Genomic DNA, 25,945 nt, shown 5'->3' on the forward strand with positions numbered 1-25,945 from the left:
CTGTATAGCTAGCGGCCTTTTCCTTTTTACGCAATATGCTGAACGTCAGTATCACCAACGTTCCAATTTCCGACGTTGCCGCCAACCCGTCCGCGCCCGTGATATAGGACGGTCGGGATTCACGCCGGTTCCTTAAACCTCTCCGATCAGGCATAAGAAAAAAGACGAGACGGAGTCCGGAAGGTTCCCCCATGAGCAGCTTGGGCCTGCGCGCCACCGTGGCCGCCACCACCGCCATCCTGGTGCTCGGGCTCACGCTGGCGAAGGGCCTGTTCGTGGGCTCCCAGGCCGAGCAGGTGCTGACCCGCGAGATCGGCGATTCCATGGCCGAGCTGTCGCAATCGCTGGCCCGCCAGCTCGACGCCACCATGTGGGCGCGGGCCAACCAGATCGCCGCCCTGGCCCAGATCGACTCCCTGAAGGATCCGGCGGTGGCCCAGGCGACCATCGACGAGTTGAAGCGGCGCGACCCGACCATCGCCTGGATGGGGGTGACCGACCGCCAGGGCAACGTGGTGGCCGCCAGCGGCGGCCTGCTGCTCGGCAAGAACATCGCCACCCGCCCCGTCCATGTCGAGGGCATGAAGGGCCTCTTCGTCGGCGACGTGCACGAGGCGGTGGCGCTGAAGGGCAAGGTGCCGCACCTGCCGGGCGAGACGCCGAAATTCGTCGACGTGTCCGCCGCGCTGCGCGACGCCGATGGAACGGCCGTCGGCGCCTTCGCCGTCCATTACAGTTGGGAATGGGCGCGCGCCACGCTGCGCGACCTGATCGCCTCGCTGCCCGGCCGCGAGGGGCTGACCCTCTACATCCTGTCGGCCGACGGCACCGTGCTGATCGGCCCGGACGAGGCGGTCGGCACCGCCCTGCCCATCGACCGCAACAAGGAGGGCTGGAGCCTCGCCCGCTGGCCGGACGGCGGCAGCTACCTGACCGGCATCGCCCGCGGCCGCGGTCTTTACGACTACGCCGGGCTCGGCTGGACCGCGGTGGCCCGGCAGCCGGCGAACGTGGTGTATGGCGAGACCGGGCGGCTGCGCCTGACCATCATCGTGGTCGGTGCCGGGCTGGCCGTGCTGTTCAGCGTGCTGGGCTGGCTGGCCGCCGGCCGCATCGCCCGGCCGCTGGTCGCCATCGCCGACGCGGCCGAGCGCATCCGCCGGGGCGAGCAGGGGGTGGCGTTCCCCAACGTCGGCGGCACCACCGAGATCGGCCGGCTGTCGGCCTCGCTGCGCGACCTGATCGACAGCCTGACCAACAAGGACGCCGCGCTGATGCGGCTGGAGGACATCGCCTACGAGGACCGGCTGACGGGCCTGCCCAACCGGCGCTATTTCGAACAGTATGTCGACGCCTCGACCAGCGGCAACGGCGGCGACGGGTCCGCCACGATGATGTATCTCGACCTCGACGGCTTCAAGCCGATCAACGACCGGCTGGGCCACGACGCCGGCGACGTGGTGCTGCGGCAGGTCGGCCGCCGTCTGGCCGCCATCTTCCGCGACGACGACGTGGTCGCCCGGCTGGGCGGCGACGAGTTCGCCGCGATCCTGCCCCGCCGCACCGGCCGCACGGCTCCGGACACCGGCGTGCTGGCCGCCCGCATCATCGCCACCGTCAACGAGCCGGTGTCGGTCGGCGGCGAGACGGTGCGGGTCGGCTGCTCCATCGGGCTCGCCTCCTGGCCGGACGATTCCACAGACATGGCGACGGTGATGCGCCATGCCGACGTCGCGCTCTACAAGGCCAAGCGCGACGGGCGCAACCGCGCGGTCCGCTGGACGCCGGAGCTGACGGACAGCGACGCAGCCTCCGGCTGACGTCACGGGCCGGCCTCCGCCGCTCAGAGGGCGCGGACCAGCCCGTTCATGAAGCCCAGCTTTTCGATCACCGCCGGCGACAGGATGAAGGGGTAGAGGTCGGGCTGGCCCATGCTGCGGTTCAGGCTGTTCACCGCGTAGGTCAGCGGCAGCCAGGGCTCGATCAGATCCTCGATCCGCCGGGCCTTGTGCGGGTTGAAATCGACCTCGGCCTCCAGCTCGGCGCCCTCGCTGACGCGCGGGCGGATGCGCAGGCCGAAGGCGCGGGCGGTTTCCAGCGTGTCGACGATGTGCAGGTAATGCGCCCAGGTCTCGGCGAAATCCTCCCACGGGTGGGCGGCGGCGTAGCCGCTGACATAGTTGAACTGCCAGTCGGCGGGCGGGCCGGCGGCGTAGTGGCGCTTCAGCGCCTCGCCGTAATCGTCGCGCTCGTCGCCGAACAGCGCGCGGAAGCGCTCCAGCGTCGCCGGATCCTCGGACACCAGCCGGTCCCACACGTAATGGCCGATCTCGTGGCGGAAATGGCCGAGCAGCGTGCGGTAGGGCTCGCCCATCTCGGTGCGCCGCCGCTCGCGCTCGGCGTCGTCGGCCTCGGCGACGTTGATGGTGATCAGCCCGTCGGCGTGGCCGGTCAGCACCGTGGTGACGCTGCCGTCGGGGTTCACCGTGTCGGACAGGAAGTCGAAGGCCAGCCCCTTCTCCGGGTCTTCGGCGCGGGTGCGCAGCGGCAGCTTCAGGTTGGTCAGGGTATAGAACAGATGATGCTTGGCGAGTTCCAGCTTGCGCCAGCGCGTCAGGTTCTCGGCGTCGGACAGGTTGGGGATGGTGCGGTTGTGGCGGCAGGCGTCGCAGTGGGATTCCTCCGCCCCCTCCTCCAGCAGCCAGTTGCAGGCATCGAGCCCGGCGTTCCGGCAGAACTTGAAGCGCTTGCCCGGAAAGGCGAGCGCGGTCCACACGCCCTCCGTCTCCGTCGGCTCCAGCGCCGTCATCGTGCCCGGATCGGGCATGTAGCCAAGCCGGTGGCCGCAGCGCTCGCACAGCGTGTTCTCGAAATAGAGCGGCTGGTGGCAGTGCTGGCATTCGAACAGTTTCATGGCGGAGCGCTTTTCGGTGAGAAGAGGGGGTGGGGGCGGGAGAGCGCGCCGGACCGGGCACGGGCCCCGACCCCGAACCTCCCCCGCAGGGACGGGAAAGGGTTGGGTGGGGGCCCGTGCGCCGCCGCTCAGACGGCCGGTTTCTCGACCGGCCTCACCTCGGCATCCTCCACGCTCCCCACCTCGGGCTCGGCCGCCACCGCCGCTTCCTCGGCGACCGGCACCGGGGCCGGGCTCTCCGCTACCGACCGGAGGGCGCGGGCGGCGCGGCGCAGGGCGAAGGACGACTTGCCTTCCGGTTCAAGCGCCAGCAGCAGCAGCGAGCGGCCGGTCACCATGTAGGCGTCGCCGGTGTTGACGCGCGGCACCTCGTCGGGATCGGTGATGTTGGTGTCGACCAGACAGCGCCACACGCTGCCGCCGTTGACCTCCGGCAGGGTGAAGCTCACCACGTCGTGATGCGAGTTCACCACCAGCAGCAGCGTGGCGTCCATCGCCGGCCGCTTGATGCCGGTCGCCTGCGCCCGGCCGTCCAGCAGCATGCCCAGGCACCTGGCGTTGCCGTCGTGCCAGTGCCCCTCGGCCATCTCGTCGCCGGCCGGGGTCAGCCACGTCACGTCCTTGACGTCGAACTCGGCGTTGTAGTTGCCCGAGAGGAAGCGCCCGCGCCGCAGCATCGGGAAGGACTGGCGCACCGCGATCACCCGGCGGACGAACTCGACGAGCGACTGGCCGTCCTCGTCGATGCCGTCCCAGTTCAGCCACGCCGTCTCGTTGTCCTGGCAATAGGCGTTGTTGTTGCCGGACTGGCTGTTGCCGAACTCGTCGCCGGCCAGCAGCATCGGCGTGCCCTGCGACAGCAGCAGCGTCGCCAGCAGGTTGCGCTTCTGGCGCTCGCGCAGCTCCTTGATCTCGGGGTCGTCGGTCGGCCCCTCGGCGCCGTGGTTCCACGAGATGTTGTGGGAGTGGCCGTCGTTGTTGCCCTCGCCGTTCGCCTCGTTGTGCTTGTCGTTGTAGGACACGAGGTCGTTCAGCGTGTAGCCGTCGTGCGCGGTGATGAAGTTCACGCTCGACCACGGCTTGCGCCCGCGCTTGTCGAAGACGTCCCCCGATCCGCACAGGCGCGGCGCCAGCTCCGGCAGCTTGCCCTCGTCGCCCTTCCAGTAGGCGCGGACGGTGTCGCGGAACTTGTCGTTCCACTCGGCCCAGCCCGGCGGGAAGTTGCCGACCTGATAGCCGCCGGGGCCGCAGTCCCACGGCTCGGCGATCAGCTTGACGCTGGAGAGGATGGGATCCTGGAGGCAGCTGTCGAGGAAGCCGCCGCCCTCGTCGAAGCCGTAGGGCTCGCGCCCGAGGATCGTCGCCAGATCGAAGCGGAAGCCGTCGACGTGCATCTCGGTCGCCCAGTAGCGCAGGCTGTCCGTCACCATCTGGAGCACGCGCGGGTGGCTGAGGTTGACCGTGTTGCCGGTGCCGGTCTCGTTGATGTAGTAGCGCTTCTCGTCCGGCATCAGCCGGTAGTAGGAGGCGTTGTCGATGCCCTTGAAGGACAGGGTCGGCCCGCGCTCGTTGCCCTCGGCGGTGTGGTTGTAGACGACGTCGAGGATCACCTCCAGCCCGGAATCGTGGAGATGGGCGACCATCTCCTTGAACTCCTTGATGCTGTTGCCGCTGGCGGAATAGCGCGGCTCCGGCGCGAAGAAGCCGATGGAGTTGTAGCCCCAGTAGTTCGACAGCCCCTTGTCGACCAGATGCTGGTCCTGGACGAAGGCGTGGACCGGCAGCAGCTCCACCGAGGTCACGCCGAGGCTCTTGATGTAGTCGATGACCTCCTTGATCGCCATGCCGCCGTAGGTGCCGCGCAGGGCGTCGGGCACCGCCGGGTGCAGCTTGGTGAAGCCCTTGACGTGGGCCTCGTAGAAGATCGTCCGCTCCCACGGCACGGCCGGCGACGCCTCGCCGCGGCCCCAGGTGAAGGCCGGGTCGATCACCCGGCATTTCGGCATGAAGGGCGCGCTGTCGCGCTCGTCGAAGGTGGTGTCGTCGCCCGATTCCATCACATAGCCGAAATGCGCCGGGTTCCAGCGGATCTCGCCGGCCAGTTCCTTGGCGTAGGGGTCGAGCAGCAGCTTGTTCGGGTTGAAGCGGTGTCCGTTCTCCGGCTCGTAGGGGCCGTGGACGCGGTAGCCGTAGAGCAGGCCGGGCCGGGCGTCCGGCAGATAGCCGTGCCAGATCTCGTTGGTGAATTCGGGAAGCTCGATGCGCTCCAGCTCCTCCTCGCCGCTCTCGTCGAACAGGCACAGCTCCACCTTGGTGGCGTTTGCCGAAAACAGGGCGAAGTTCACGCCGATGCCATCCCATGTGGCGCCCAGGGGAAAGGGCCGCCCTTCACCGAGCCGTGTCGCCTGTTTCAGTATGTTCGCCATGATCCGCCTTTTCGCCGTGACCCGAGGGTATGGCTTCAAACCCGCGGGGCCTGCGCTTGTTCCTCGGCTCCTTTGGCCTCTCCGTTCGGTGTGGAGCCTTCTGAAAGCGGCCGCTTCTAAAGGCAGGGGCGGATGTAGGGCCGGTTGACCTCCCACAGCTCGTCCAGGATGGCGACGGCGGCGTCGGTCGAGGTGATGACCGGATCGATCAGCAGCGCCTGGAGGGCCAGTTCCCTGGAACCGCGCAGGGCGGCCTCGACCGCCATCTGCTGCACCCCGGCCTGGACCGACAGCAGCCTGAGCACGCCGTCCGGCAGGCGGCCCAGCGCCACCGGATGCACGCCGGCCGCGTCGGCGACCAGCGGCACCTCGACCGCCAGCTCGTCGGGCAGGCCGGGCACGACGCCCCGGTTGACGACGATGCCGGATTCGATGAAGCGCTTGCGGTTGTGCAGCATGCCCTCGATCACCGCGACGGCGCGCTCGCCCCAGGAGGGTCCGGTCCAGTCGTCGGGGATCGGCTTGCTGCCGTCGATCACCCCGTCCATCAGATCCTTCAGGATGACCCGGCCGCGCTCGTCGTTCTCGAAGTCGAAGCCGTGCTCCCCGCCCTCCCAGCCGTAGGGAAGATACTCGCCGACATGGTCGTCGCTGCACGTCACCCACAGGCCGAAGGCGCGGAACAGCCGGCGGGTCAGCGGCGTGAAGGCGGGGTCGTGCAGCGCCTCGCGCTCGCGCAGCAGCGGGTAGAGATCGCGGCCGGTGGCGCGCTCGCGGATCGCGGTCAGCCATTGGAAATGGTTCAGACCGGCGCCCCAGACATCGACCTCCTTCTCCGGCATGCCGAGGATCTGGCAGACGAACCAGCGGGCCAGGAAGATGCCGTGGCACAACCCCAGCGCCCGCACGCCGGTGCAGCGCGACAGCCCCAGCACGATGCGGCTTTCGGGATTGGACAGGTTGATGAACAGCGCGTCCGGGCAGATCGCCTCGACGTCGCGGGCGATGTCGACGATCAGCGGCAGGGTACGCAGCGTGAAGAACAGCCCGCCGGGGCCGCCGTTCTCGCCCAGCGTGTGGCGGACGCCGTGCTTCCTCGGCACCTCGAAATCCAGCCTCCACAGGCGGTTGCGGTCCACCGCGACGGCGCACAGCACGAATCCCGCCCCCTCCAGCGCCGCCTTGCGGTCGGTCGCCGTCTCGATGACCAGCCCGGCGTTGCCGCGCCGGTTCAGCACGTCCGCCAGCGCCGCCATGCGGACGAGCGCGTCGGGGTTGGTGTCCACCAGGGTCAGGGTGCTGCCGGCCAGCTCGCTGGAGGAGAACAGGTCCTGGAACAGGCTGAGGCCGAAGGCGGCGCTGCCCGCCCCGATGAAGACGATCTTGGTGACGTTCGCCATGGCGCTTCCTCCCGAGCAGAAGCCGGTTTTCCAGGATTCTACGCCCGCGCCCCGTCGCCGCCCAGCCCCGGCGTCATCCCCTGCGCCACCACGTCGCGGAAGCATCCGCGCCATGGCGGACCCCTCCGATTTGAGGCATGCTAACAAAAAACGAAGACCCGTCCGGGAGGACAACCGCATGACGTCGCTGACTTTCCCGCCCGGCTTCCGCTGGGGCGCCTCCACCTCCTCCTACCAGATCGAAGGCGCGCTCGACGCCGACGGGCGCGGCGCTTGCGTGTGGGACGTCTACACCGCCGCCGGCCGCATCCAGGACGGCAGCAACGCCGCCACCGCCTGCGACCACTACCACCGCTTTCCCGAGGACATCGCGCTGATGAAGGCGGCGGGCTTCGACAGCTACCGCTTCTCCATCGCCTGGCCGCGAATCCTGCCGGCCGGCAGCGGCGCCGTCGAGACGCGCGGCCTGGATTTCTACGACCGGCTGGTCGATGCGCTGCTGGAGGCCGGCATCACCCCGATGGCCTGCCTCTACCACTGGGACCTGCCGCAGCCGCTGGAGGATGCCGGGGGCTGGCAGGGGCGCGGCGTCATCGGTCCCTTCGCCGACTACGCCCGAATCGTCACCGCCCGGCTGGCCGACCGGGTGAAGGAATGGATGATGCTCAACGAGCCCAACGTCGTCGCCATCCACGGCTACGGCACGGGCGAGCACGCCCCCGGCCACCAGTTCGGCGAGGAGGGCGTGCTGCGCGCCCTGCACCACCAGAATCTCGCCCAGGGCGCGGCGCTGCGCGCCATCGCGGCGGAGCATTCCGGCCTGACGCTGGGCACCGTGCTGAATTTGCAGCCGGCGGTTCCCGACAGCGACCGGCCGGAGGACGTCGCGGCGGCGGCCCGCTGGGACGCGGTGTGGAACCGGGTGCCGCTCGACGGGCTGATGCGCGGGGAGATCCCGGCGCTGCTGGCGGAGCGGATGGCCGGCTTCGTCCTGCCCGGCGACGAGGAGGCGATCCGCTACCCGATCGACCTGCTCGGCATCAACTACTACTCCCGCATGACGATGAAGCACGAGGCGGGCCGGCTGTTCGACGTCTGGTGGGGCGAGGCGCGTTGCGAGCGCTGGACCGGCATGGCCTGGCCGGTGCAGCCCGAGGGCCTGCACGAGCTGCTGAGCGAGCTGCGCACGGAGTACGGCAACCCCGCCGTCTTCATCGCCGAGAACGGCTGCGCCTACGACGACGTGGTGTCGGAGGATGGGGAGATCCACGACGACCAGCGCGTGCTGTTCTTCCGCGAGCATCTGGAGGCGGTGGCGCGGGCGGCGCGGGAAGGCTGCGACGTGAAGGGCTATCTGTGCTGGAGCCTGCTGGACAATTTCGAGTGGGGCTTCGGCCTGTCGAAGCGGTTCGGCATCGTCCGCGTCGATTACGACACCCTGGCGCGGACGCCCAAGGATAGCTACCGCTTCCTGAGCAGCGTCGCGAAGAGCGGGAAGCGGTGACGTTTTGCGTGCTACCCCCCTGTTCGCGCGATCGACGCCACCCCATTCGTTGGTGATACGGAGGATCCGCAAGCCGAAAGCCCCGCGATGGACAGCATGACCGACGGCGCGGGCCGCGAGCCCTCCGGCTCCGCCCCATCCCAAACCCCGCTGGCCCACCACCCCCCGCCCAGCTTCACCCGGCGCTTCCTGCGTTTCGCCGGCGGCTACTGGACCGGGGAGAACCGGGTGGCGGTGTGGCTGCTCACCACGGCGCTGGTCGTTCTGACCGTCGGGCAGGTCGTCGTCCCGGTGCTGATCAACATCTGGAGCGAGCGGCTGTTCGACGCGCTGGAACAGCGCTCGATGGACCGTTTCGTCACGATGGTCGGGGCGGTCGGCCTGATCATCGCCTTCAACATCGTCAACGCCGTGCTGCACCTGCTGGTCAAGCGGCGCCTCCAGCTCGGCTGGCGGCGCTGGCTGACCGCCAAGCTGATGGAGGACTGGCTGCGGCGCGGCCGGCACCACCAGATCGCCTATCTGCCGGGCGACCACGACAACCCGGACGGCCGCATCGCCGAGGACATCCGCATCACCGCCGAGATGGCGATCGACCTCGGCCATTCGCTGACCTACTGCGCCATGCTGCTGATCAGCTTCACCAACATCCTGTGGATGCTGTCGGGACGCATCTCGGTCGATCTGTTCGGCACGGAATGGTCGGTGCCCGGCCATCTGCTGTTCATCGCCCTGCTCTACGCCGCCATGGGCACCACCATCGCCCTGCTGATCGGCACGCCGCTGGTCAACGCCGTCAACCGGCGCCAGAGTTACGAGGCGGATTTCCGTTTCGGCTTGGCGCAGGTGCGCGAGAACGGCCAGGGCATCGCCCTGCTGCACGGCGAGACCGCGGAGCGCGGCCGGCTCTCCAGCCTGTTCGAGGGGGTGACGCTGGGCTGGCACGGCCAGACCCGCGCGCTCAGCCACATGATGCTGTTCAGCGCCACCTATTCGGTGCTGTCGGCCGCCTTCCCGATCCTGGTCGCGGCGCCGCGCTACATCGCCGGCACCATCTCGCTGGGCGTGCTGATGCAGACGGCGCAGGCGTTCCAGCAGACGGTCGGCGCGCTGTCCTGGCCGATCGACAACCTCGCCCGCGCCGCCGAGTGGCGCGCCTCGGTCGAACGGATGCTGCGCCTGCACGAAGCGCTGCAACAGCTCGACCGCGAGGTCTGCGGGGACGGCGCCGACCACATCGTGGTGGAACGGTCGAAGGGGCACAGCGGCCTGAGCTTCCGCGGGGTGTCGATCGACGACCCGGACGGCAAGCCGGTCGTCCACGGCTTCGACCTGGAGGTCCGGCGCGGCGACCGCGTGCTGATCGTTGGCGACCCGGCGGCGGCGGTGCGGCTGTTCCGCGCGGTGGCCGGGGTCTGGCCCTGGGGACGCGGCCACATCGCCCTGCCGGCCGACACCCACGTCTTCTTCATGCCGGAGCATCCCTATCTGCCGCGCGACAGCCTGCGCGCCGTGCTGGCCTACCCCGGCGCGCCGTCCTCGGTGGACGACGGCAAGGGGGTGGAGGCCCTGGATGCGGTCGGGCTGGCGCACCTGTCCGGCCATCTCGACACGGTCGACCGCTGGGACGAGGTGCTGTCGGTGCCGGAATGCCAGCGGCTGAGCTTCGCCCGCCTGCTGATCCGCCGCCCCGACTGGATCTTCCTGGAGGACGCCACCGATTCCCTGGACGCCCAGGGCGAGGCGGACCTGATGGCGCTGATCGAGCGGACGCTGCCCGCCGCCACGGTGCTGACCATCGGCAACCACGCCGGGCTGGCGCCCCTGCACCAGCGCCGGCTGGTGCTGGAGCGCACCAACGGCGCCGTGACCCTGCGCGAGGATCCGCAGAACCAGCCCACCGCCGCCAGCGCCGTGTGACGCGGAACGGCGCGGCCCCGGAGGACCGCGCCGCCTCTCGTTCCCCGTGTTTCAGGCCGGCGGTCCCTCAGACCCAGGAATCGTCGCCGCCGCCGTTGTCGCCGCCGTCATCGAAGGACGCATCGTCGGTCTGATAGTCGGCGTCCTGCTGGTAATCCACGTTGCGCGCCTCGGGCGCGGCGCTGTCGCCGTAGAAGTTGTTGATGACGGTCTCCCCGCCCGGCACATGCGAGGCGGCCGACGCGGCGGCGTCGCCGAAGGGGCCGGGCGAGTGGCTCAGCATCGAGGAGATGGCGCTCGCCGCCAGCATGCCGCCGGCGACGCCCGCCGCCGTCGTCGCGGCGTTGGCCAGGAATCCGCCGCCGGCGCGCTGCGGGGCGAATCCCGGCTGCTGCGGATAGCCCGGCTGGCCGCCGCCATAGGCCCCCATCGGCGGCGCGTAGCCGGGTTGCGGCGCCCCGCCCCACGGGCTGCGGGAGGGTTGGGGCTGGACTTGCGGCTGCGGCGCCGGGCGCGGCTCCTCGGAACGCCCGCCCCAGGGGCTGCGGCCAATTCCCAGCGCGTTCGACAGGAAGCTGCCGCCGGACGGGGTCGGGGCGGCCGGCTGGGCGGCGCGGCTCTGCGCCTCCCTGAGTTGACGCTCCAGCTCCTCGATTCGGCTCTGGGCGGCGGTCAGGGCCTGCTGCTGGACCAGAACGGTCTGCGCCATGTAATAGGCGGACAGCGGCTGGCTCTGCACCGACTGGCGGATGAAGGATTCGGCCTCCGCGTCGCGCGGCTGACCTTCCACCTCGCGCAAATGGCGGAACAGGTCGGAAAGAAGCGTGCGTTCCTCGGGGGTCATGGCGGTCTCCTGAACACGTCGTCATCGCCGCGAGTCGGCGGCCATGCAGCCTATGTGTTCCGCCCGCTCCCCGGAAACAAGATCCGCCGCCTATCCGGACACGCCTATGCGCGACGGGCGGTGGTTGATGCTTTGGTCCTGCGACCTTCCGTGTGTTGCCGCCGCCCCGAAAGAGCGGCTAGACTCGGCCGTATGCCCCGCAAGCGCGGGAAAGAGCCGCGAAGACGGCTCGTGCGTCGCGCAGGACGCCGAATGCGGAAATCCAAACCGCCAAATTCAAATCAAGGGAGAACGCCCATGTCGGTCCTGGAGACGACTCCGGATCTGTACCGCGCGCCCGAGACGAGCCAGCTGGCGCCCGATGAGATCGCCGTGATCGCCCGGCACGAGCATCTGACCCCCGCCGAGGCCGCCGTGCGCGGCGCGGAGATGCTGCGCGAGCCCTGGGGGCACGCCGCCATGCGCCAGATGGTGTGGGACTGTCTGTGTGAGGCGAAACGCCGCGCCGACGCGGCCGAAACCGCCCGCCTGACCGACCTGTACCGCCGAACCTGCCGGCGCTACGCCTGCCCGCACGACCGCCGCGTCTCGCCGACGCGCGAAAAACACCCGTTTCCCTTCGGCGGCGGGGGCTGACGACCGCCCGCCGCCGCCCCCTATCCATATTATCCGTGCAATGCGGCGGAACCGCCTATGGCTCCGCCGTATTTGTTATAGGACGTTGACGCGGGTGCATTTTCCCGCCCATCTGTCGCAAAATCCGCGACGCGCCCACCGGGCGGCGCTGACGATCCTGACGACAAGGGGGCAAGGCGCCGAGCATGGTGGAGTTGACCGACCTGGAGCGCGACGCGCTGACCGAGTTGGTGAACATGGGCGTCGGCCGGGCCGCGACCCATCTCAGCCGCATGGTTTCCGACCAGGTCCTTTTGTCCGTGCCCTCGGTTGACATCGTCAGCCGCGACGCCGCGACGGAGTTCCTGACCACCCGCGAGCGCTCCGGCCTCGTCGCGGTGGAACAGCAGTTCCAGGGCTCCTTCGCCGGACGGGCGCTGCTGATCTTTCCCGAGGCCAACAGCCTGGAGCTGGCGCGCGCCGTGCTGGGCAGCGAGCTGACCCTGGCCGAAATCGTCGACCTGGAGCAGGACGCGCTGGCCGAGATCGGCAACATCATCCTGAACGGCTGCCTCGTCGTCATCGCCAACACGCTGAAGGACCGGCTGTCGATCTCGCTGCCCGCCGTGCTGCGCGGCAGCGGCGGCAACATCTTGCAGGACAGGAATGGAACGTCCGACGAACTGGTGCTCTTCCTCTACATCGATTTCTCGATACGCAGCCGCAGCATCCGCGGCTACATCGCCCTGCTGATGGGAGTCTCATCGCTGGAATCGCTGAAGCTTCTCATCCACGGGTTCATTGACGGAATCGCCACGCCGGCGCCGTCCGTCGAGGCCTCCAGGAACCAGCATGGCCCCGATCCCCTCTGACCATCCGGCCTGGGCCGAGGATGTACTGAACGCGCTGGACGCCGGAATTCTCCTGCTCGACCGGCATGGCCATGTCCGCTACTGGAACAACTGGATGGAGCGCGCGTCGGACGTGCCGGCCCGCGACATCCTCGGCCACGACCTGTTCGACGCCCTGCCGCACCTGCGCGAGTCGCGGCTGCACACCGCCGTGCGCGACGTGCTGGCGACCGGGGCGCCCGGCGTGCTGTCGAACACGCTGAACCCGATGCTGTTCCCCCTGCGCCTGCCCGACGGGCGCAGGATGGTCCACAACGTGCTGATCCGACCGCTGCCGCCCGACAGCGAGGCGCGCTGCCTGATCCAGGTGACCGACGTCACCGCCTCGGTCAACCGCGAGCGGGTGCTGCGCGAACAGCGCGACGCGCGCTACCGCGCCATCGTCGACACCGCCCCCGACGCCATCATCACCACCGACACCCGGGGCACGGTGCAGTGGATGAACGGCGCCGCCGCGCAACAGTTCGACTACCGCCCCGACGAGCTGATCGGCCGCAGCATCCACACCCTGCTGGACAAGGACGCCCCCGACTGGGTGGAGCTGTCCGAACACGGTCTCGACGGCCAAGGCCCCGACCGTTCCGGCGAGACGGTCGAGCTGGTCGGACGGCGGCGCGACGGCAGCCGGATCGACCTCGAGCTGTCGATGGCGCGCTGGATGTCGGAGGGCCGCAGCTTCATCACCGGCATCCTGCGCGACATCACCGAGCGCCAGCGCACGCGGGAGGAGCTGCGCGCCAACGCCCTGGCCATGCGCCAGCTCGCCGAGCAGACCAAGGCGACGCTGGACGCGCTGCCGGCCTTCATCGCCGTGCTCGACCCGGCCGGGCGCATCGTCTCGGTCAACCGCGCCTGGGCGGAAGCCGGGCCGGAAACCGAGTTCCTCGGCCAGGGCTGCATCGTCGGCGACAATTATCTGGAGATGTGCGTGCACGACGGCGCGGAGGCTCTCCCGCATGGGGAGGATCCGCAGGGCGAGGCGGTGCTGGAAGGGCTGCGCACCCTGCTGGCCGACGGCGGGCTCCCCCTGTCGGCGGAGTATGCCGGGCGCGGCGGAGCCGGCCACCACTGGTTCCGCTGTCTGGCCGCGCCGATGACCGCCGGCCCTTTCGGCGGCACCGTGCTGATGCACATCGACGTCACCGAGATCAAGTCGATGGAGGCGGCGCTGCGCAAGCTGGTCGGCCAGAAATCGACTCTGCTGCGCGAGGTCAACCACCGGGTCAAGAACAGCCTGCAACTGGTGTCCAGCCTGCTGACCCTGCAAACGCTGAGCCTGCCGGACGAGGCGGCGCGCGCCCATTTCCAGGATGCCCGCAGCCGGATCGAGGCCATCGCCCGCGTCCACAACCGGCTCTACCAGGCCGACCAGTTCCAGACCATCGAATTCGGGACCTATCTGCGGGAGCTGTGCGAGGATCTGGCCCGCGCGTCGGGCGGTGGCGAGCTGTGCGACGTGACGGTCCGCTCGGACATCGTCGATCTGCCGATCGATCAGGCGGCCCCGCTCGGCCTGATCGCCAACGAGCTGATCACCAACGCCATCAAGCACCGCGGCAGCGGACCGGCCCGTGTCGACGTCGCGTTCCGCCGCGATGCCGGCGGGCTGGTGCTGACCGTCTCTGACCAGGGTCCCGGCCTGCCGCCGAACTTCGACATGCGCAGGGGCCGCAGCCTGGGCATGCGGCTGATCGCCAGCCTGAGCGGCCAGATCCGCGCCCACGTCGCCATCGTCCCGTCGGAACGCGGCGCGGCCTTCCGCATCGAACTGCCGATGCCGGAGCCGGACCCGACCCTGGAGACCATCGCCGCCGGGGAGGGCGGGAAATGAGAATCCTTCTGGTCGAGGACGAGGTCCTGATCGCGATGGAACAGCGCCTCTACCTGGAAGCGGCCGGGCACGAGGTTCTCGGCCCGGCGGTGACCGCCGCCGAGGCGGTGGCGATGGCGGCGGAGGATCCGCCCGACCTGGCGCTGGTCGACGTCCATCTCGCCCGCAACTCCAGCGGCATCGACGCCGCGCAGGTGCTGACCCGGCAGGGCGTGCCGTGCCTGTTCATCACCTCCTTCCGCGACGAGATGCGGCAGGCCGGCATCCCGATTCCCGGCATCGGCTGCCTGCCGAAGCCCTTCTCCGAGCATTCCCTGCTCGGCGCCGTCGAGGTCGCCCGCACGATCCTGACCGGCGGGACGCCGCGCGACGTGCCGAAGACGATGGAGCTGTTCGACAATTGACCGTCCCGCCGGGAACCGCCGGTCACAGCTCCCCCAGCGCCTCGTGCAGGCCCTCGATCTCCTGGATGCGTGCCCGCCCGGCGGCTCCGGTCAACCGGATCAGCTCGGCGGCCAGCGCGTGGATCACCGCCATCACCGCGACATGGGTGTCGAGCGGCGCCAGGCTGCGGGTCTCGCAGCGGAAGGTCAGCGGCGGAACCAGCTCCTCCAGGGGGGAATGGCTGTCGGCGATCAGGATGGTCGGGATGCCGCGCTGCCCCGCCGCCTGAAGCACCCGGACGATGGCCGGCGGACGGCGCCGGATGCCGACCAGCAGCAGCGCATCCTCCGTCCCGAGATCGGCCAGCGTTTCGGCCAGCGTCTCTCCGGCGGCGACCATCTGGTGGACCTGCGGCCGCACCTGGATGAACTGCCAGCGGGCATAGCCCGCCAGGAACACGCTGTTGCGCGCGCCGCAGACCCAGACGCGCCGGGCCTCCGCCAACAGGCGGGCTGCCTGCTCCAGCGCCGCCGGGTCGATGCGCCGGGCGGTCGCGGCAATGGCCTCGGAGCTGTGCTGGAAATGCGCCTCCACCGGCGGAGCCGCCGCGTCCCCCGCCTCCGCCCCTCTCCCCGGCCCGTCGGGCTGGGCCAGCAGATAGAGCGGCGATCCCCATTCGGTGCCGCGCCGCGAGGCCAGCCGCGCCTCCTCGAAACTGGCGAAGCCGAGCCGGCGCACCAGCCGCGACACCGTCATCTTGGACACCCCGGCGCTCTGCGCCAGCTCCGTCGCCGAATAGCCGGACAGCTCGCCCGGACAGGCGAGGATGACGTCGGCCAACTGGCGCTCCGTCCGGCTGAGTTCGGCGTAGCGGCCGCGGATGCGGACGGTCAATGCCTGTTCACTGGGCTTTTTGCTTGTCCGGTCGGTCATCTGCGCATCGATTGGGCAAGGGTCGAGGCCGTCGTTTGGTTACGACAGTAACGCATTGGCCAATTTCTGGGATAAACGTAACAGTTCCGCCGCCTTAGGCCAACCGGCCCATCCCTCCCCCGACGTGGCACGCCGTTTGAAGTAGAACCGCACAACCCTCTTTCGGCTGGAGATCAGGTCCCATGCGGTTTGCAACGATACTCGGTGCGGTCGGCTTTGCCACGGCCCTTCTGACCGGCGGCCTGAACGGCGGTCTGATGGCGACGGCCCACGCCGACGCGCTGGAACGGATCACCAAGGACAAGGTGCTGCGCGTCGCGGTGCCGCAGGATTTCCCGCCCTTCGGCTCGGTCGGCACCGACATGAAGCCGGTCGGCTACGACATCGACACCGCCGCGCTGCTCGCCAAGGAGATGGGCGCCAAGGTCGAGCTGGTCCCCGTCACCAGCGCCAACCGCGTCCCCTACCTGACCACCGGCAAGGTCGACCTGATCATCTCCAGCCTGGGCAAGAACGCCGAGCGCGAGAAGGTCATCGACTTCTCGGTCGCCTACGCGCCCTTCTTCAACGGCGTCTTCGGCCCGGATTCGGTGAAGGCCGAGACGGTCGCCGACCTCGACGGCAAGACGGTCGGCGTCACCCGCGGCTCGGTCGAGGACATCGAGCTGTCGAAGCTGGTCTCCGACAAGGTCAACGTCCGCCGCTACGAGGACAACAACGGCACCATCTCGGCCTTCCTGTCGGGTCAGGTCGAGCTGGTGGCGACCGGCAACGTCGTCGCCGCCGCGATCATGGAACGCAAGCCGCCGCGCCTGCCGAACCTGAAGTTCCTGGTCAAGAACTCCCCCTGCTTCATCGGGCTGGGCAAGGACGAGGGGCCGCTGCTGGAGAAGGTCAACGCCATCCTGACCAAGGCGAAGACCGACGGCTCGCTGGCCGCCATCGCCGAGAAGTGGCTGCACGCGCCGCTGCCGAAGGATCTGTAAGCGGCGTCCGCTCGCCACCGAAGAGCCCTTCTTCCCTTACGGGAAAAGGGCTTTTCCCTCCCCTCCCGGCACGGACGGTCCCATGGCCTATCGTTTCGACTTCACGTCCCTGTGGGACTACGCGCCCGTGCTGGTCCACGGCGTCGCCACCACGGTCGGACTGACCGTGGCCGGCACCGTGCTGGGGGTGGGCATCGGCATCGCCGGGGCGGCGGCGCGCAACTCCGCCAGCCGCCCGCTGCGCCTCGCGGTCGGCGCCTATGTCGAGCTGATCCGCAACACGCCCTTCCTGGTGCAGCTCTTCTTCATCTTCTTCGGGCTGCCGTCGCTCGGCATCCGCATGCCGGAATGGGCGGCGGCGGTGCTGGCGATGGTGGTCAACCTCGGCGCCTATTCGACCGAGATCATCCGCGCCGGCATCGACGCGACGCCGAAGGGCCAAGTCGAGGCCGGCGCCAGCCTCGGCATGACCGGCCCGCAGATCTTCCGCTACATCATCCTCGGCCCGGCGATGGGCAAGATCTGGCCGGCGCTGAGCAGCCAGATCGTCATCGTCATGCTCGGCTCCTCGGTCTGCTCGCAGATCGCGGCGGAGGAACTGAGCTTCGCCGCCAACTTCATCCAGTCGCGCAACTTCCGCCCCTTCGAGGTCTATTTCGCGGCGACCGCGCTGTATCTGGCGCTCGCCGTATTGACCCGCTGGATCCTGGCCCGGCTGGGCGACCGCCTGTTCCTGAAGGGAGCCGCCCGTGCTTGAGTTCTCCTTCTGGGACATCCTGTCCAACCTGCTGCTGGCGGCGCGCTGGACCGTGCTGCTGTCGGTCATCGCCTTCGTCGCCGGGGGTCTCGCCGGGCTGCTGGTGCTGATGGCGCGCGTCGCCCCGGTGCCGCCGCTGCAACGCCTCGCCAAGCTCTACATCGAGCTGTTCCAGGGCACGCCGCTGCTGATGCAGCTCTTCATCGTCTTCTTCGCCCTGCCGCTGGTGGGCATCGAGACCTCGCCCTGGACGGCCGCCGCGCTGGCGCTGACGCTGTTCACCAGCGCCTACCTCGCCGAGATCTGGCGCGGCTGCGTCGAGGCGGTGCCGAAGGGCCAGTGGGAGGCCTCGGCCAGCCTCGCCATGGGCTTTTCCGAGCAGATGCGCTGGGTCGTGCTGCCGCAGGCGCTGCGCATCGCGGTGCCGCCGACGGTGGGCTTCTCGGTCCAGGTGGTGAAGGGGACGGCGGTCACCTCGATCATCGGCTTCGTCGAGATCACCAAGGCCGGCACCATGATCACCAACGCCACCTTCCAGCCCTTCCTGGTCTACGGCCTCGTCGGGCTGCTCTACTTCGCCCTCTGCTACCCCCTCTCGCTGTCGGCCAAGGCGCTGGAAAGGAAGCTCAATGTCGCTCGTTAAGCTCTCGGGCATCCGCAAGTCCTTCGGCTCCGTCGAGGTGCTGAAGGGCGTCGACATGACGGTCCGGGAGGGCGAGGTCGTCGCCATGATCGGGCGCAGCGGCTCCGGCAAGAGCACGCTGCTGCGCAGCGTCAACGGGCTGGAGCGCATCGACGCCGGCGTCATCGAGGTCGACGGCGAATGCGTCGATCCCGGCCAGATCGACCTGCGGGCGCTGCGGCTCAAGGTCGGCATGGTGTTCCAGCAGTTCAACCTGTTCCCCCATCTGTCGGCCGGCGAGAACGTGATGCTGGCGCTGAAGGTGGTGAAGAGGATGGGCAAGGCCGACACCCGCGCCGCCGCCGAGCAGGCGCTGGCGCGGGTCGGGCTGGGCCACAAGTTCGACGCCTACCCTTCGCAGCTTTCCGGCGGCCAGCAGCAGCGCGTCGCCATCGCCCGCTCGCTGGCCATGCAGCCGAAGGTGCTGCTGTGCGACGAGATCACCTCGGCGCTCGACCCCGAGCTGGTCAACGAGGTGCTGTCCGTCGTCCGCAAGCTGGCCGAGGAGGGCATGACGCTGATCCTGGTGACGCACGAGATGCGCTTCGCCCGCGAGGTCTGCGACCAGCTCGTCTTCATGCATGGCGGGCGCATCATCGAGCAGGGGCCGCCGGTCGCGCTGTTCGACCGCCCCTCCACCCCGGAGCTGGCGCAGTTCGTCGGCATGGTCGAGGCGCGCTGACCCGCGCGGGAAGACTTGCGACGTTTGACCGCACCCGCGTCCTGCCCCAGGATGCGGCCATCCTTTCGCTCATGGAGTTCGATCGTGTCCTTCACAGACGGTTGCCGGCGCCTCGCCTTGTCCTCCCTCCTGCTGCTGGGGCTCGGCAGCGCCGCCCAGGCGGCGGAGCCGGTCAAGGTCAAGGTCTTCGTCGGGGCCATGTTCGAGATCGGGAAGAACACCGGCGACCGCGCCGGCGAGTTCCAGAACTGGTACGAGCGCTACTGGCAGACTGCCGAGCCGCTGACCGTCAAGGGCGCGCTCAACCCGGTCTACTGCAACGCCGACGGGGTGTGCGGCGCCGTGCTGGGCATGGGCAAGGTCAGCTCGTCGGCCTCGATGCAGGCGATCCTGCTGAACCCGCAGCTCGATCTGTCGCATGCCTACTTCATCATCTCCGGCGTCGCCGGCACGCCGCCGTCGCGCGGCACCATCGGTGAGGTCAACTGGGCGACCTGGCTGGTCGATTACGACCTCGGCCACCGCTGGGCGCCGGAGGAGAACAAGCCGGGCGAACCGACCTTCATGCCGCGCAAGGGCTATGAATCGGTCCGCCTGTTCCAGATGAACCCGGCCCTGGTCAATTGGGCGATGAAGCTGACCGCCGACACGCCGCTGAAGGATTCCGAATCCGCCCGCACCTACCGCCAGCGCTACCCGCAGGAGGCCGCGCGCCGCGCCCCCTTCGTCGGCACCGGCACCCACATGACCGGCGACACCTTCTTCCACGGCCCCGGCATGTCGGAGCAGGCGCAGTACATCGCCAAGCTCTACGGCGCCGACGACTACGTCATCACCGAGATGGAGGCGGCGGCGATCACCCTGGTGATCAAGCGGCTCCAGGGCTCCGACCGGGTGATGAGCCTGCGCGGCGCCGTCAACTTCGACCAGGGCAACCCGAACGAGACCACCCTCCAGCACCTCGACCCCAAGCCCGGCGAGACGGCCGGCGGCTTCGCCGAGACGGTCGAGAACGTCGCCACGGTCGGCGCCCGGATGACCGACCACATCGTCGCCAACTGGAGCCAGTGGCAGGCCGGCGTCCCGGCCCCGTAAGCCTGACAGCCCCCTATTGTCCTATAATCAGGGACAATCATGTTCACACAGGCATGATTGTCCCTGAACGGGTCGTTGCCACATGATGCGTCAACGAAACGGCCCACTGGGCCACGGCGCAAGGGGCACCGGGCCACGGCCCGGGGGGCAAGGAGGACTGTCATCATGATCACGATCCGTCATCGGGACGAGCGCGGTGTCGCCAACATGGGCTGGCTGAACAGCAGCCACAGCTTCTCGTTCGGCCACTACCACGACCCGCGCCAGATGGGGTTCCGATCGCTGCGCGTCATCAACGAGGACCGGGTGATTCCCGGCGCCGGCTTCCCCACCCACGGCCACGCCAACATGGAGATCGTCTCCTACGTGCTGGACGGGGCGCTGGAGCACAAGGACTCGATCGGCACCGGCTCGATCATCCGGCCCGGCGAGGTCCAGCGCATGAGCGCCGGCCGCGGCATCCGCCACAGCGAGTACAACGCCTCGCAGGAGAAATCCGTCCATTTCCTGCAAATCTGGATCCTGCCGGAAGCCCAGGGCCTCGCCCCCAGCTACGAGCAGAAGGCGTACCCGGAGGCCGAAAAGCGCGGAAAACTCCGTCTGGTCGGCTCGCGCGACGGGCGTGACGGCAGCGTGACGATCCACCAGGACATCGATCTCCACGCCGCCCTGCTCGACGGCGACGAGAGCGCCAGCCTGGAGATCCGCCCCGGCCGCCACGCCTGGGTGCAGGTGGCGCGCGGTCAGGTCCATGTCAACGGCACCCTGCTGAAGGAGGGCGACGGCGCCGCCTTCAGCAACGAGCCCGTGGTGACGCTGGACAAGGCCGATCTCGCCGAAGTGCTGGTGTTCGATCTGGCCTGAGTCCTTCCCCCTCCCCCGCCCAGCGGGGGAGGACCGGGGTGGGGGCACGGATCGACCATTCTCCCACCCCATTCTCCCCCCCCATTCTCCCACCCCAATCGCCGCACCCCACGCGCAAACGCTGGCCGGAGCCGTGAAAAGCGCGTACATCTGCGCTCTCGCGAACGCGAACGATTCGCATTTTCCATGAGCGCTCCATGATCCCGCCCGACATCGCCGCCGTGACCGATTACGAGGCGCACGCCCAGGCCCGCATGACGGAACAGGCGTGGGCCTACATCGCCGGCGGCTCGGCCGACGAGATCACCGTCCGCTGGAACCAGGAGGCCTTCGCCCGCCTGAAGCTCCAGGCCCGCGCCCTGCCCGATGTGCGCGACGTCGACACCCGCGTCGCACTGTTCGGGCAAACGCTGGCCCACCCGATCCTGCTCGCCCCCACCGCCTACCACAAGCTGGCCCACCCGGACGGCGAACGGGCGACGGTGCTGGCCGCCGCGGCGCTGGAAGCCGCGATGGTCGTCAGCACCCAGGCCAGCGTCTCGCTGGAGGACGTCGCCGCCGAGGCGCGGAGCGCGCAAAGCCAAGCGCCCCTGTGGTTCCAGCTTTACCTGCAAGCCGACCACGGACTCAGCGGCGCGCTGGTGCGGCGGGCCGAGGCGGCGGGCTATCGGGCCCTGGTGGTGACGGTGGACGCGCCGGTCAGCCTACGCAACCGCGAACAGCGCGTGGGCTTCACTCTGCCGCCGGGGATCGAGGCGGTGAATTTGCGCGGTCAGCCCGCGCCCCCGGCGCCTGGGGACGCACGCGACGCGCTGCGCCATCTGCTCGCCACCGCCGCCGGCTGGCCGGACATCGCGTGGCTGCGCGGCTTCACCAAACTGCCGATTCTGGTGAAGGGCATCACCAACCCGGAGGACGCCGAGCGCGCCGTCGCCCACGGCGCCGACGGCGTCATCGTGTCGAATCACGGCGGGCGGGTGCTCGACACCGTGCCGGCGACCATCGACGTCCTGCCCGCCATCGCCGACCGGGTCGCCGGGCGGGTGCCGCTGCTGCTGGACGGCGGGGTGCGGCGCGGCACCGACATCGTCAAGGCGCTGGCGCTGGGGGCGTCGGCGGTGCTGATCGGGCGCCCATACCTGCACGGGCTCGCGGTCGGCGGCGCCGTCGGGGTCGCGCATGTGCTGACGATCCTGCGCACCGAGCTGGAGGTCGCCATGGTTCTCACCGGCCGCCCGACCCTGGCCGCCATCGACCGGACCGTCCTGTGGCCGGAGGGTTGACGGAAGCGTTCCGCCCACGAAAAAGCCCACCGGCGCGGCTGCGCGGGTGGGCTTTTATTTCGTTTGGAACACACGACGCCTGTCGGTTCGACGGGTGTCTCCTGTGCCTGAGCGACCTGGCGGCGACCTACTCTCCCACGCCTTAAGACGCAGTACCATCGGCGCAGAGGCTTTTCACGGCCGAGTTCGGGATGGGATCGGGTGTTTGACACCTCGCCATGACCACCAGGTCACCGAGGCACAAGACCGACACCGCCTTCCGAACCAACTCGCTTCGCGTGTCCGCAACGGAGCGCTTATGTACGCGCCCGGCTCCGCTGGGTCAAGCACGAAAACGCGGCCGTCGCACGAATCCCGTCAGTCGCGGCCATCCGCCGGCAGCGGGGTCTTGCCGAGCACCATCGAGGTTGATTCCAGCGCCTCGATCATGCCGGCGCGGGCGGGGGCGCCCGGCCCGGTGACGCTGCCCTGCCAGGCCTCCCGTCCGGCGCGCAGGTCGTTCTGCACATGGGTGACGCCGGACACGGCCTCGGCGATGTCCTCGGCCCGGTGCCTGGAGGCGCGGTCCTCGACCGTGCCGGCCAGCGTCACCTCGCCCTGCGCGACCGAGACGTCGATGTCCGTCGCGTCGATGCGGGGGTCGTCGGTCAGGCGGTCGATGATGTCCTCGCGGATGCGTTCGTCGGAGCGGCGGTAGCCGCGCGGCCCGACACCGCGGAAGTTCGCCGCCGGCCCCTCCCGCTCCCAGTCCTGACGATGCATGGGATCGCTCTCCTTTGCCTCTGATTGTCCTTCCGCTGGCCGTCAGCCGCCGTGGGCGTGATGCTCGGCGTTGCGCTTGCGGGTCGCCGCCGCCTTTTTGGCCGAGGCCGACCGCTCGGCCGCCGTGCGCGAGGCCGACGCCTCGCCGCCCTTTTCCCCGCCCTTGTGGGCGGCGGGGTGGCCGGTGTGGGCGCCGCGTCCGGACCCGCTCTTCTTGCCGCCGCCGTCGTCCTTGTTGACGGTGGCCCAGGCCCGGCGCTCGGCCTCATCCGCTGGGACTCCGCGCTTCTCGTAGCTTTCCTCGATGTGCTCGGCCTTGCGGATCTGCTTGTCCGTGTAGGCCGACTTGTCGCCGCGTGGCATGGCCGTCTCCCTTGCCGCGAAATGCGATGGGTTCTTCCCCGTCAACAGGACGGCGCGGCGGCGGGTTCCGTGCGACGTTCAGCCCGCCCCGCTTCCCAGCGCCCCAAGCTGGTCGCGGAGCGCCGCCAGGATTTCCGCCGACAGCTCCGGCTCGGCCCGCGCGGTGGCTCGGGCCAGCGCCATGCCGCCGACCAGGGCCGACACGATGGCGATGGCGCGGGCGCGGCGGCCGGTCTCATCCGCCTCTCCGTCCGGCAGGCGTTGCGCCACGACCTCGAGGAAGCGCTCGACGCCGACGCCGAAACGCTCCTGCACCGCCGGGTCCAGCCGCCCCACCTCCATGGCGAAGATCGACATCGGGCAGCCGCCGTCGGGGCGGTCGCGGTGCAACTCGCTCAGGTAGCGCGTCAGGAAGGCATCGAGCGCCCCGTCCGGCGACACCTCGTCGGCCGGCAAGCGGTTCAGGCTCTCCGCGAAGGCGGCCTCGCACGCCTCGGCGGCCAGCGCGTCCTTCGAGGCGAAATGACCGTAGAAGCCGCCATGGGTCAGGCCGGCGGCCTTGGTGATCTCCGCCACCCCGACCTTGTCGAAGCCGCGCTCGCGGAACAGACGCCCCGCCGCCTTGACGATGGCGGCGCGGTTCTCCGCCGCCTTCTCCTTCGAAACCTTCACGTCCTCACCTCGCGCATGGCTGCCGCGCCTCCGGGGAGGGGGCGCCCGCGGTTATTCATGATGGACATCATCAATAACCGTATTCATGATGATCATCATCATAACTCATCGGGCATGGAGCGGACAATGATGGACATGAGCGGCGGCGTCGCCCTGGTCACCGGCGGCACCTCGGGCATCGGGCGGGCGACCGCGCTGGCCTTCGCCAAGGCTGGAGCCACGGCGATCGTCACCGGCCGGCGCGAGGCCGAGGGTCTGGAGACGGTGGAACTGGCGGCGCGGGCCGGCGGCCGGGCGGTCTTCGTGGCGGCCGACGTCGCCGACGCCGCGTCGGTCGCCGAGCTGTTCGCCCGCATCGAGCGCGACCATGGCCGGCTCGACTACGCCTTCAACAACGCCGGCATCCATTTCAACCGCGCGCTGGCCGAGACGACCGAGGACGACTTCGACCGCATGGTCGCCGTCAACGTCAAGGGCGTCTGGCTGTGCCTGAAGCACGAGCTGCCGATCATGCTGCGGCAGGGCAAGGGCGCCATCGTCTCGACCGGCTCGGTGCTGGGCCAGATCGGGCTGACCGGCAACAGCGTCTATTCGGCCAGCAAGGCGGCGGTCGAGGGCATGACCCGCAGCGCCGCCATCGAGGTCGCCAAGTCGGGCGTGCGGATCAACGCCGTCTGCCCGGCGATCATCCAGACGCCGATGAGCGCCGGCTCCTTCGGCGGCGAGGAGGCGGTGAACGCGGCGCTCGGGCCGCTGCACCCGGTCGGCCGGGTCGGCCAGCCGCGCGAGGTCGCCGACACGGTGGTCTGGCTGTGCTCCGACGCCGCCTCCTTCATCACCGGCCAGTCGATCAACGTCGACGGCGGCTTGACGGTGCAGTGACCCCCACACGCTTCAGGGAGTTCGCGATCATGGATGTTACCGATCCCGTCGTCATCGTCGCCGCCGCGCGCACGCCACTCGGCCGTTTCCAGGGTGAGCTGTCCGCCCTGCCCGCCCACGCGCTGGGCGCTCACGCCGTCCGCGCCGCGCTCTCTCGTTCCGGCTTGGCGCCGGAGCGCGTCGACGAGGTTCTGCTCGGCTGCGTGCTGCCCGCCGGCCAGGGGCAGGCGCCGGCCCGGCAGGCGGCGCGCGCCGCCGGCCTGCCCGACGCCACCGGCGCCACCACCATCAACAAGGTCTGCGGATCGGGCATGAAGGCGACGATGCTCGCCCACGACCTGATCCGCGCCGGCTCGGCCGACATCGTGGTCTCCGGCGGCATGGAGTCGATGTCCAACGCGCCCTACCTGCTGGCCAAGGCGCGCGGCGGCTACCGCGTCGGGCACGACCGCATCCTCGACCACATGATGCTCGACGGGCTGGAGGACGCCTATGAGGGCGGCCGGCCGATGGGCGATTTCGGCGAGGCGACCGCCCAGCTCTACGGCTTCACCCGCGCCGAGCAGGACGATTACGCCGTCGGGACGCTGACGCGCGCCCGGACCGCCATCGAAAGCGGCGCCTTTACCGCCGAGATCGCCCCCGTCACGCTGGCCGCAAAGGGCGGCGATCGGCTGGTGGCGGACGATGAGAACCCGCTGAAGGTCTCGCCGGAGAAGATCCCCGGCCTGAAGCCGGCCTTCCGCCCCGACGGCACCATCACGGCGGCCAGTTCGTCCGCCAACGCCGACGGGGCGGCAGCGCTGGTGCTGACCCGCCGCTCGCTGGCCGAACGCGAGGGGCTGCCGGTGCTGGCGACCATCCTCGGCCACGCCACCCACAGCCAGGACCCGGCCTGGTTCACCACCGCGCCGATCCCGGCGATCCGCAAGCTGCTCGACCGCGTCGGCTGGGGCGTCGGCGACGTCGATCTGTTCGAGATCAACGAGGCGTTCGCCGTCGTCGCCATGGCCGCCCAGCGCGACCTGGGGATTCCGCGCGAGGCGCTGAACGTCAACGGCGGGGCCTGCGCGCTCGGCCACCCCATCGGCGCCACCGGCGCGCGGCTGATCGTGACGCTGCTGCACGCGCTGGCCGCGCGGGGCTTGCGGCGCGGCGTCGCCTCGCTCTGCATCGGCGGCGGCGAGGCGACCGCCATCGCGGTCGAACGGCCCCTCTGACCTTTCCCGCCAGAC

General features: G+C 69.8%; 24 protein-coding genes and 1 rRNA gene. 16 read left to right on the forward strand and 9 right to left on the reverse strand.

Features of this window, described 5'->3' with window-relative positions:
* Nucleotides 1-191: 191 nt before the first annotated feature.
* A complete protein-coding gene (locus J2847_RS21520) occupies nt 192-1,820 on the forward strand; it encodes a GGDEF domain-containing protein (RefSeq protein WP_209780888.1) in 1,629 nt (542 codons plus the stop codon).
* Between the two features lie 23 nt (nt 1,821-1,843).
* Here J2847_RS21520 and J2847_RS21525 read toward each other — a convergent pair whose 3' ends face one another.
* The 3 genes from J2847_RS21525 to J2847_RS21535 form a co-directional block, all read right to left on the reverse strand.
* Nucleotides 1,844-2,914 (reverse strand): zinc-binding metallopeptidase family protein, encoded by a 1,071-nt coding sequence (locus tag J2847_RS21525; RefSeq protein WP_209780889.1) that lies wholly within the window; start codon nt 2,912-2,914, stop codon nt 1,844-1,846.
* Between the two features lie 128 nt (nt 2,915-3,042).
* Complete coding sequence (gene glgX / locus J2847_RS21530; RefSeq protein ID WP_209780890.1) at nt 3,043-5,340, reverse strand: glycogen debranching protein GlgX; 2,298 nt, start codon at nt 5,338-5,340, stop codon at nt 3,043-3,045.
* A gap of 116 nt (nt 5,341-5,456) precedes the next feature.
* Nucleotides 5,457-6,740, reverse strand: a complete 1,284-nt coding sequence (locus J2847_RS21535; RefSeq protein ID WP_209780891.1) for a family 4 glycosyl hydrolase — start codon at nt 6,738-6,740, stop codon at nt 5,457-5,459.
* 178 nt (nt 6,741-6,918) lie between these two features.
* On the opposite strand from J2847_RS21535, the gene J2847_RS21540 reads away from it, so the two are divergent.
* The gene (locus J2847_RS21540) at nt 6,919-8,244 is read left to right on the forward strand and encodes a GH1 family beta-glucosidase (protein WP_209780892.1); all 1,326 of its coding nucleotides are present in this window, start codon (nt 6,919-6,921) and stop codon (nt 8,242-8,244) included.
* A gap of 96 nt (nt 8,245-8,340) precedes the next feature.
* Nucleotides 8,341-10,164, forward strand: a complete 1,824-nt coding sequence (locus tag J2847_RS21545; RefSeq protein ID WP_209780893.1) for an ABC transporter ATP-binding protein/permease — start codon at nt 8,341-8,343, stop codon at nt 10,162-10,164.
* A 67-nt stretch (nt 10,165-10,231) separates the two neighbouring features.
* Here J2847_RS21545 and J2847_RS21550 read toward each other — a convergent pair whose 3' ends face one another.
* Nucleotides 10,232-11,008 (reverse strand): DUF2076 domain-containing protein, encoded by a 777-nt coding sequence (locus J2847_RS21550; protein WP_209780894.1) that lies wholly within the window; start codon nt 11,006-11,008, stop codon nt 10,232-10,234.
* Between the two features lie 297 nt (nt 11,009-11,305).
* Between J2847_RS21550 and J2847_RS21555 the strand changes: the two genes are divergently transcribed.
* The 4 genes from J2847_RS21555 to J2847_RS21570 all read left to right on the forward strand — a co-directional run bounded on the left by J2847_RS21555 (nt 11,306) and on the right by J2847_RS21570 (nt 14,769).
* Complete coding sequence (locus J2847_RS21555) at nt 11,306-11,644, forward strand: hypothetical protein (RefSeq protein ID WP_233474686.1); 339 nt, start codon at nt 11,306-11,308, stop codon at nt 11,642-11,644.
* Nucleotides 11,645-11,829: 185 nt separating this feature from the next.
* Nucleotides 11,830-12,495 (forward strand): chemotaxis protein CheX, encoded by a 666-nt coding sequence (locus J2847_RS21560; protein WP_209780895.1) that lies wholly within the window; start codon nt 11,830-11,832, stop codon nt 12,493-12,495.
* Nucleotides 12,476-14,365 (forward strand): sensor histidine kinase, encoded by a 1,890-nt coding sequence (locus J2847_RS21565; protein WP_209780896.1) that lies wholly within the window; start codon nt 12,476-12,478, stop codon nt 14,363-14,365. The genes J2847_RS21560 and J2847_RS21565 overlap by 20 nt, the downstream gene beginning before the upstream one ends.
* Nucleotides 14,362-14,769, forward strand: coding sequence for a response regulator (locus J2847_RS21570; protein WP_209780897.1), 408 nt, complete (start codon nt 14,362-14,364; stop codon nt 14,767-14,769). The genes J2847_RS21565 and J2847_RS21570 overlap by 4 nt, the downstream gene beginning before the upstream one ends.
* Nucleotides 14,770-14,791: 22 nt before the next feature.
* Here the strand turns inward: J2847_RS21570 and J2847_RS21575 are convergent, their stop codons facing one another.
* A complete protein-coding gene (locus J2847_RS21575; protein ID WP_233474687.1) occupies nt 14,792-15,643 on the reverse strand; it encodes a MurR/RpiR family transcriptional regulator in 852 nt (283 codons plus the stop codon).
* Nucleotides 15,644-15,864: 221 nt separating this feature from the next.
* Here J2847_RS21575 and J2847_RS21580 point away from each other — a divergent pair, with 221 nt between their 5' ends.
* The 7 genes from J2847_RS21580 to J2847_RS21610 all read left to right on the forward strand — a co-directional run bounded on the left by J2847_RS21580 (nt 15,865) and on the right by J2847_RS21610 (nt 22,031).
* Complete coding sequence (locus tag J2847_RS21580; RefSeq protein ID WP_209780899.1) at nt 15,865-16,668, forward strand: transporter substrate-binding domain-containing protein; 804 nt, start codon at nt 15,865-15,867, stop codon at nt 16,666-16,668.
* A gap of 82 nt (nt 16,669-16,750) precedes the next feature.
* Nucleotides 16,751-17,425, forward strand: coding sequence for an amino acid ABC transporter permease (locus J2847_RS21585; protein ID WP_209780900.1), 675 nt, complete (start codon nt 16,751-16,753; stop codon nt 17,423-17,425).
* The gene (locus tag J2847_RS21590) at nt 17,418-18,068 is read left to right on the forward strand and encodes an amino acid ABC transporter permease (RefSeq protein WP_209780901.1); all 651 of its coding nucleotides are present in this window, start codon (nt 17,418-17,420) and stop codon (nt 18,066-18,068) included. The genes J2847_RS21585 and J2847_RS21590 overlap by 8 nt, the downstream gene beginning before the upstream one ends.
* Nucleotides 18,055-18,789 carry an amino acid ABC transporter ATP-binding protein gene (locus tag J2847_RS21595; protein WP_209780902.1) on the forward strand — a complete coding sequence of 245 codons (735 nt, stop codon included), beginning with the start codon at nt 18,055-18,057 and terminating at the stop codon, nt 18,787-18,789. The genes J2847_RS21590 and J2847_RS21595 overlap by 14 nt, the downstream gene beginning before the upstream one ends.
* An 84-nt stretch (nt 18,790-18,873) precedes the next feature.
* Complete coding sequence (locus J2847_RS21600) at nt 18,874-19,884, forward strand: purine-nucleoside phosphorylase (protein ID WP_209780903.1); 1,011 nt, start codon at nt 18,874-18,876, stop codon at nt 19,882-19,884.
* 165 nt (nt 19,885-20,049) lie between these two features.
* Nucleotides 20,050-20,748, forward strand: coding sequence for a pirin family protein (locus J2847_RS21605; protein WP_209780904.1), 699 nt, complete (start codon nt 20,050-20,052; stop codon nt 20,746-20,748).
* 197 nt (nt 20,749-20,945) lie between these two features.
* Nucleotides 20,946-22,031: an alpha-hydroxy acid oxidase gene (locus tag J2847_RS21610; protein ID WP_209780905.1), complete on the forward strand. Its 1,086-nt coding sequence runs from the start codon at nt 20,946-20,948 to the stop codon at nt 22,029-22,031.
* Nucleotides 22,032-22,145: 114 nt separating this feature from the next.
* On the opposite strand, the gene rrf is transcribed toward J2847_RS21610, so the two are convergent.
* From rrf to J2847_RS21630, 4 genes are all read right to left on the reverse strand, one after another.
* Nucleotides 22,146-22,261 (reverse strand): 5S ribosomal RNA (gene rrf / locus J2847_RS21615).
* 127 nt (nt 22,262-22,388) lie between these two features.
* Nucleotides 22,389-22,793: a BON domain-containing protein gene (locus tag J2847_RS21620; protein ID WP_209780906.1), complete on the reverse strand. Its 405-nt coding sequence runs from the start codon at nt 22,791-22,793 to the stop codon at nt 22,389-22,391.
* 42 nt (nt 22,794-22,835) lie between these two features.
* Complete coding sequence (locus J2847_RS21625; RefSeq protein ID WP_209780907.1) at nt 22,836-23,156, reverse strand: plasmid stabilization protein; 321 nt, start codon at nt 23,154-23,156, stop codon at nt 22,836-22,838.
* A 78-nt stretch (nt 23,157-23,234) separates the two neighbouring features.
* Nucleotides 23,235-23,828, reverse strand: coding sequence for a TetR/AcrR family transcriptional regulator (locus tag J2847_RS21630; protein ID WP_209780908.1), 594 nt, complete (start codon nt 23,826-23,828; stop codon nt 23,235-23,237).
* A gap of 126 nt (nt 23,829-23,954) precedes the next feature.
* On the opposite strand from J2847_RS21630, the gene J2847_RS21635 reads away from it, so the two are divergent.
* Together J2847_RS21635 and J2847_RS21640 are read left to right on the forward strand one after the other, a co-directional pair.
* A complete protein-coding gene (locus tag J2847_RS21635) occupies nt 23,955-24,710 on the forward strand; it encodes an SDR family oxidoreductase (RefSeq protein ID WP_209780909.1) in 756 nt (251 codons plus the stop codon).
* 29 nt (nt 24,711-24,739) lie between these two features.
* Entirely contained in the window at nt 24,740-25,930 is a 1,191-nt protein-coding gene (locus J2847_RS21640) for an acetyl-CoA C-acyltransferase (RefSeq protein WP_209780910.1), read from the forward strand.
* Nucleotides 25,931-25,945: the final 15 nt, after the last annotated feature.

Origin of the sequence: Azospirillum agricola (assembly GCF_017876095.1) — a bacterium.
GTDB classification, from domain to species: domain Bacteria; phylum Pseudomonadota; class Alphaproteobacteria; order Azospirillales; family Azospirillaceae; genus Azospirillum; species Azospirillum agricola.

Bases quoted from the DNA above. Each gene is read 5' to 3' on its own strand.
- J2847_RS21555 (WP_233474686.1), top strand. From the start codon at position 11,306: ATGTCGGTCCTGGAGACGACTCCGGATCTGTACCGCGCGCCCGAGACG.
- J2847_RS21620 (WP_209780906.1), bottom strand. From the start codon at position 22,793: ATGCATCGTCAGGACTGGGAGCGGGAGGGGCCGGCGGCGAACTTCCGC.
- J2847_RS21635 (WP_209780909.1), top strand. From the start codon at position 23,955: ATGATGGACATGAGCGGCGGCGTCGCCCTGGTCACCGGCGGCACCTCG.
- J2847_RS21560 (WP_209780895.1), top strand. From the start codon at position 11,830: ATGGTGGAGTTGACCGACCTGGAGCGCGACGCGCTGACCGAGTTGGTG.
- J2847_RS21520 (WP_209780888.1), top strand. From the start codon at position 192: ATGAGCAGCTTGGGCCTGCGCGCCACCGTGGCCGCCACCACCGCCATC.
- J2847_RS21595 (WP_209780902.1), top strand. From the start codon at position 18,055: ATGTCGCTCGTTAAGCTCTCGGGCATCCGCAAGTCCTTCGGCTCCGTC.
- J2847_RS21605 (WP_209780904.1), top strand. From the start codon at position 20,050: ATGATCACGATCCGTCATCGGGACGAGCGCGGTGTCGCCAACATGGGC.
- glgX (WP_209780890.1), bottom strand. From the start codon at position 5,340: ATGGCGAACATACTGAAACAGGCGACACGGCTCGGTGAAGGGCGGCCC.
- J2847_RS21535 (WP_209780891.1), bottom strand. From the start codon at position 6,740: ATGGCGAACGTCACCAAGATCGTCTTCATCGGGGCGGGCAGCGCCGCC.
- J2847_RS21540 (WP_209780892.1), top strand. From the start codon at position 6,919: ATGACGTCGCTGACTTTCCCGCCCGGCTTCCGCTGGGGCGCCTCCACC.
- J2847_RS21565 (WP_209780896.1), top strand. From the start codon at position 12,476: ATGGCCCCGATCCCCTCTGACCATCCGGCCTGGGCCGAGGATGTACTG.
- J2847_RS21525 (WP_209780889.1), bottom strand. From the start codon at position 2,914: ATGAAACTGTTCGAATGCCAGCACTGCCACCAGCCGCTCTATTTCGAG.
- J2847_RS21545 (WP_209780893.1), top strand. From the start codon at position 8,341: ATGACCGACGGCGCGGGCCGCGAGCCCTCCGGCTCCGCCCCATCCCAA.
- J2847_RS21610 (WP_209780905.1), top strand. From the start codon at position 20,946: ATGATCCCGCCCGACATCGCCGCCGTGACCGATTACGAGGCGCACGCC.
- J2847_RS21625 (WP_209780907.1), bottom strand. From the start codon at position 23,156: ATGCCACGCGGCGACAAGTCGGCCTACACGGACAAGCAGATCCGCAAG.
- J2847_RS21580 (WP_209780899.1), top strand. From the start codon at position 15,865: ATGCGGTTTGCAACGATACTCGGTGCGGTCGGCTTTGCCACGGCCCTT.
- J2847_RS21640 (WP_209780910.1), top strand. From the start codon at position 24,740: ATGGATGTTACCGATCCCGTCGTCATCGTCGCCGCCGCGCGCACGCCA.
- J2847_RS21585 (WP_209780900.1), top strand. From the start codon at position 16,751: ATGGCCTATCGTTTCGACTTCACGTCCCTGTGGGACTACGCGCCCGTG.
- J2847_RS21550 (WP_209780894.1), bottom strand. From the start codon at position 11,008: ATGACCCCCGAGGAACGCACGCTTCTTTCCGACCTGTTCCGCCATTTG.
- J2847_RS21570 (WP_209780897.1), top strand. From the start codon at position 14,362: ATGAGAATCCTTCTGGTCGAGGACGAGGTCCTGATCGCGATGGAACAG.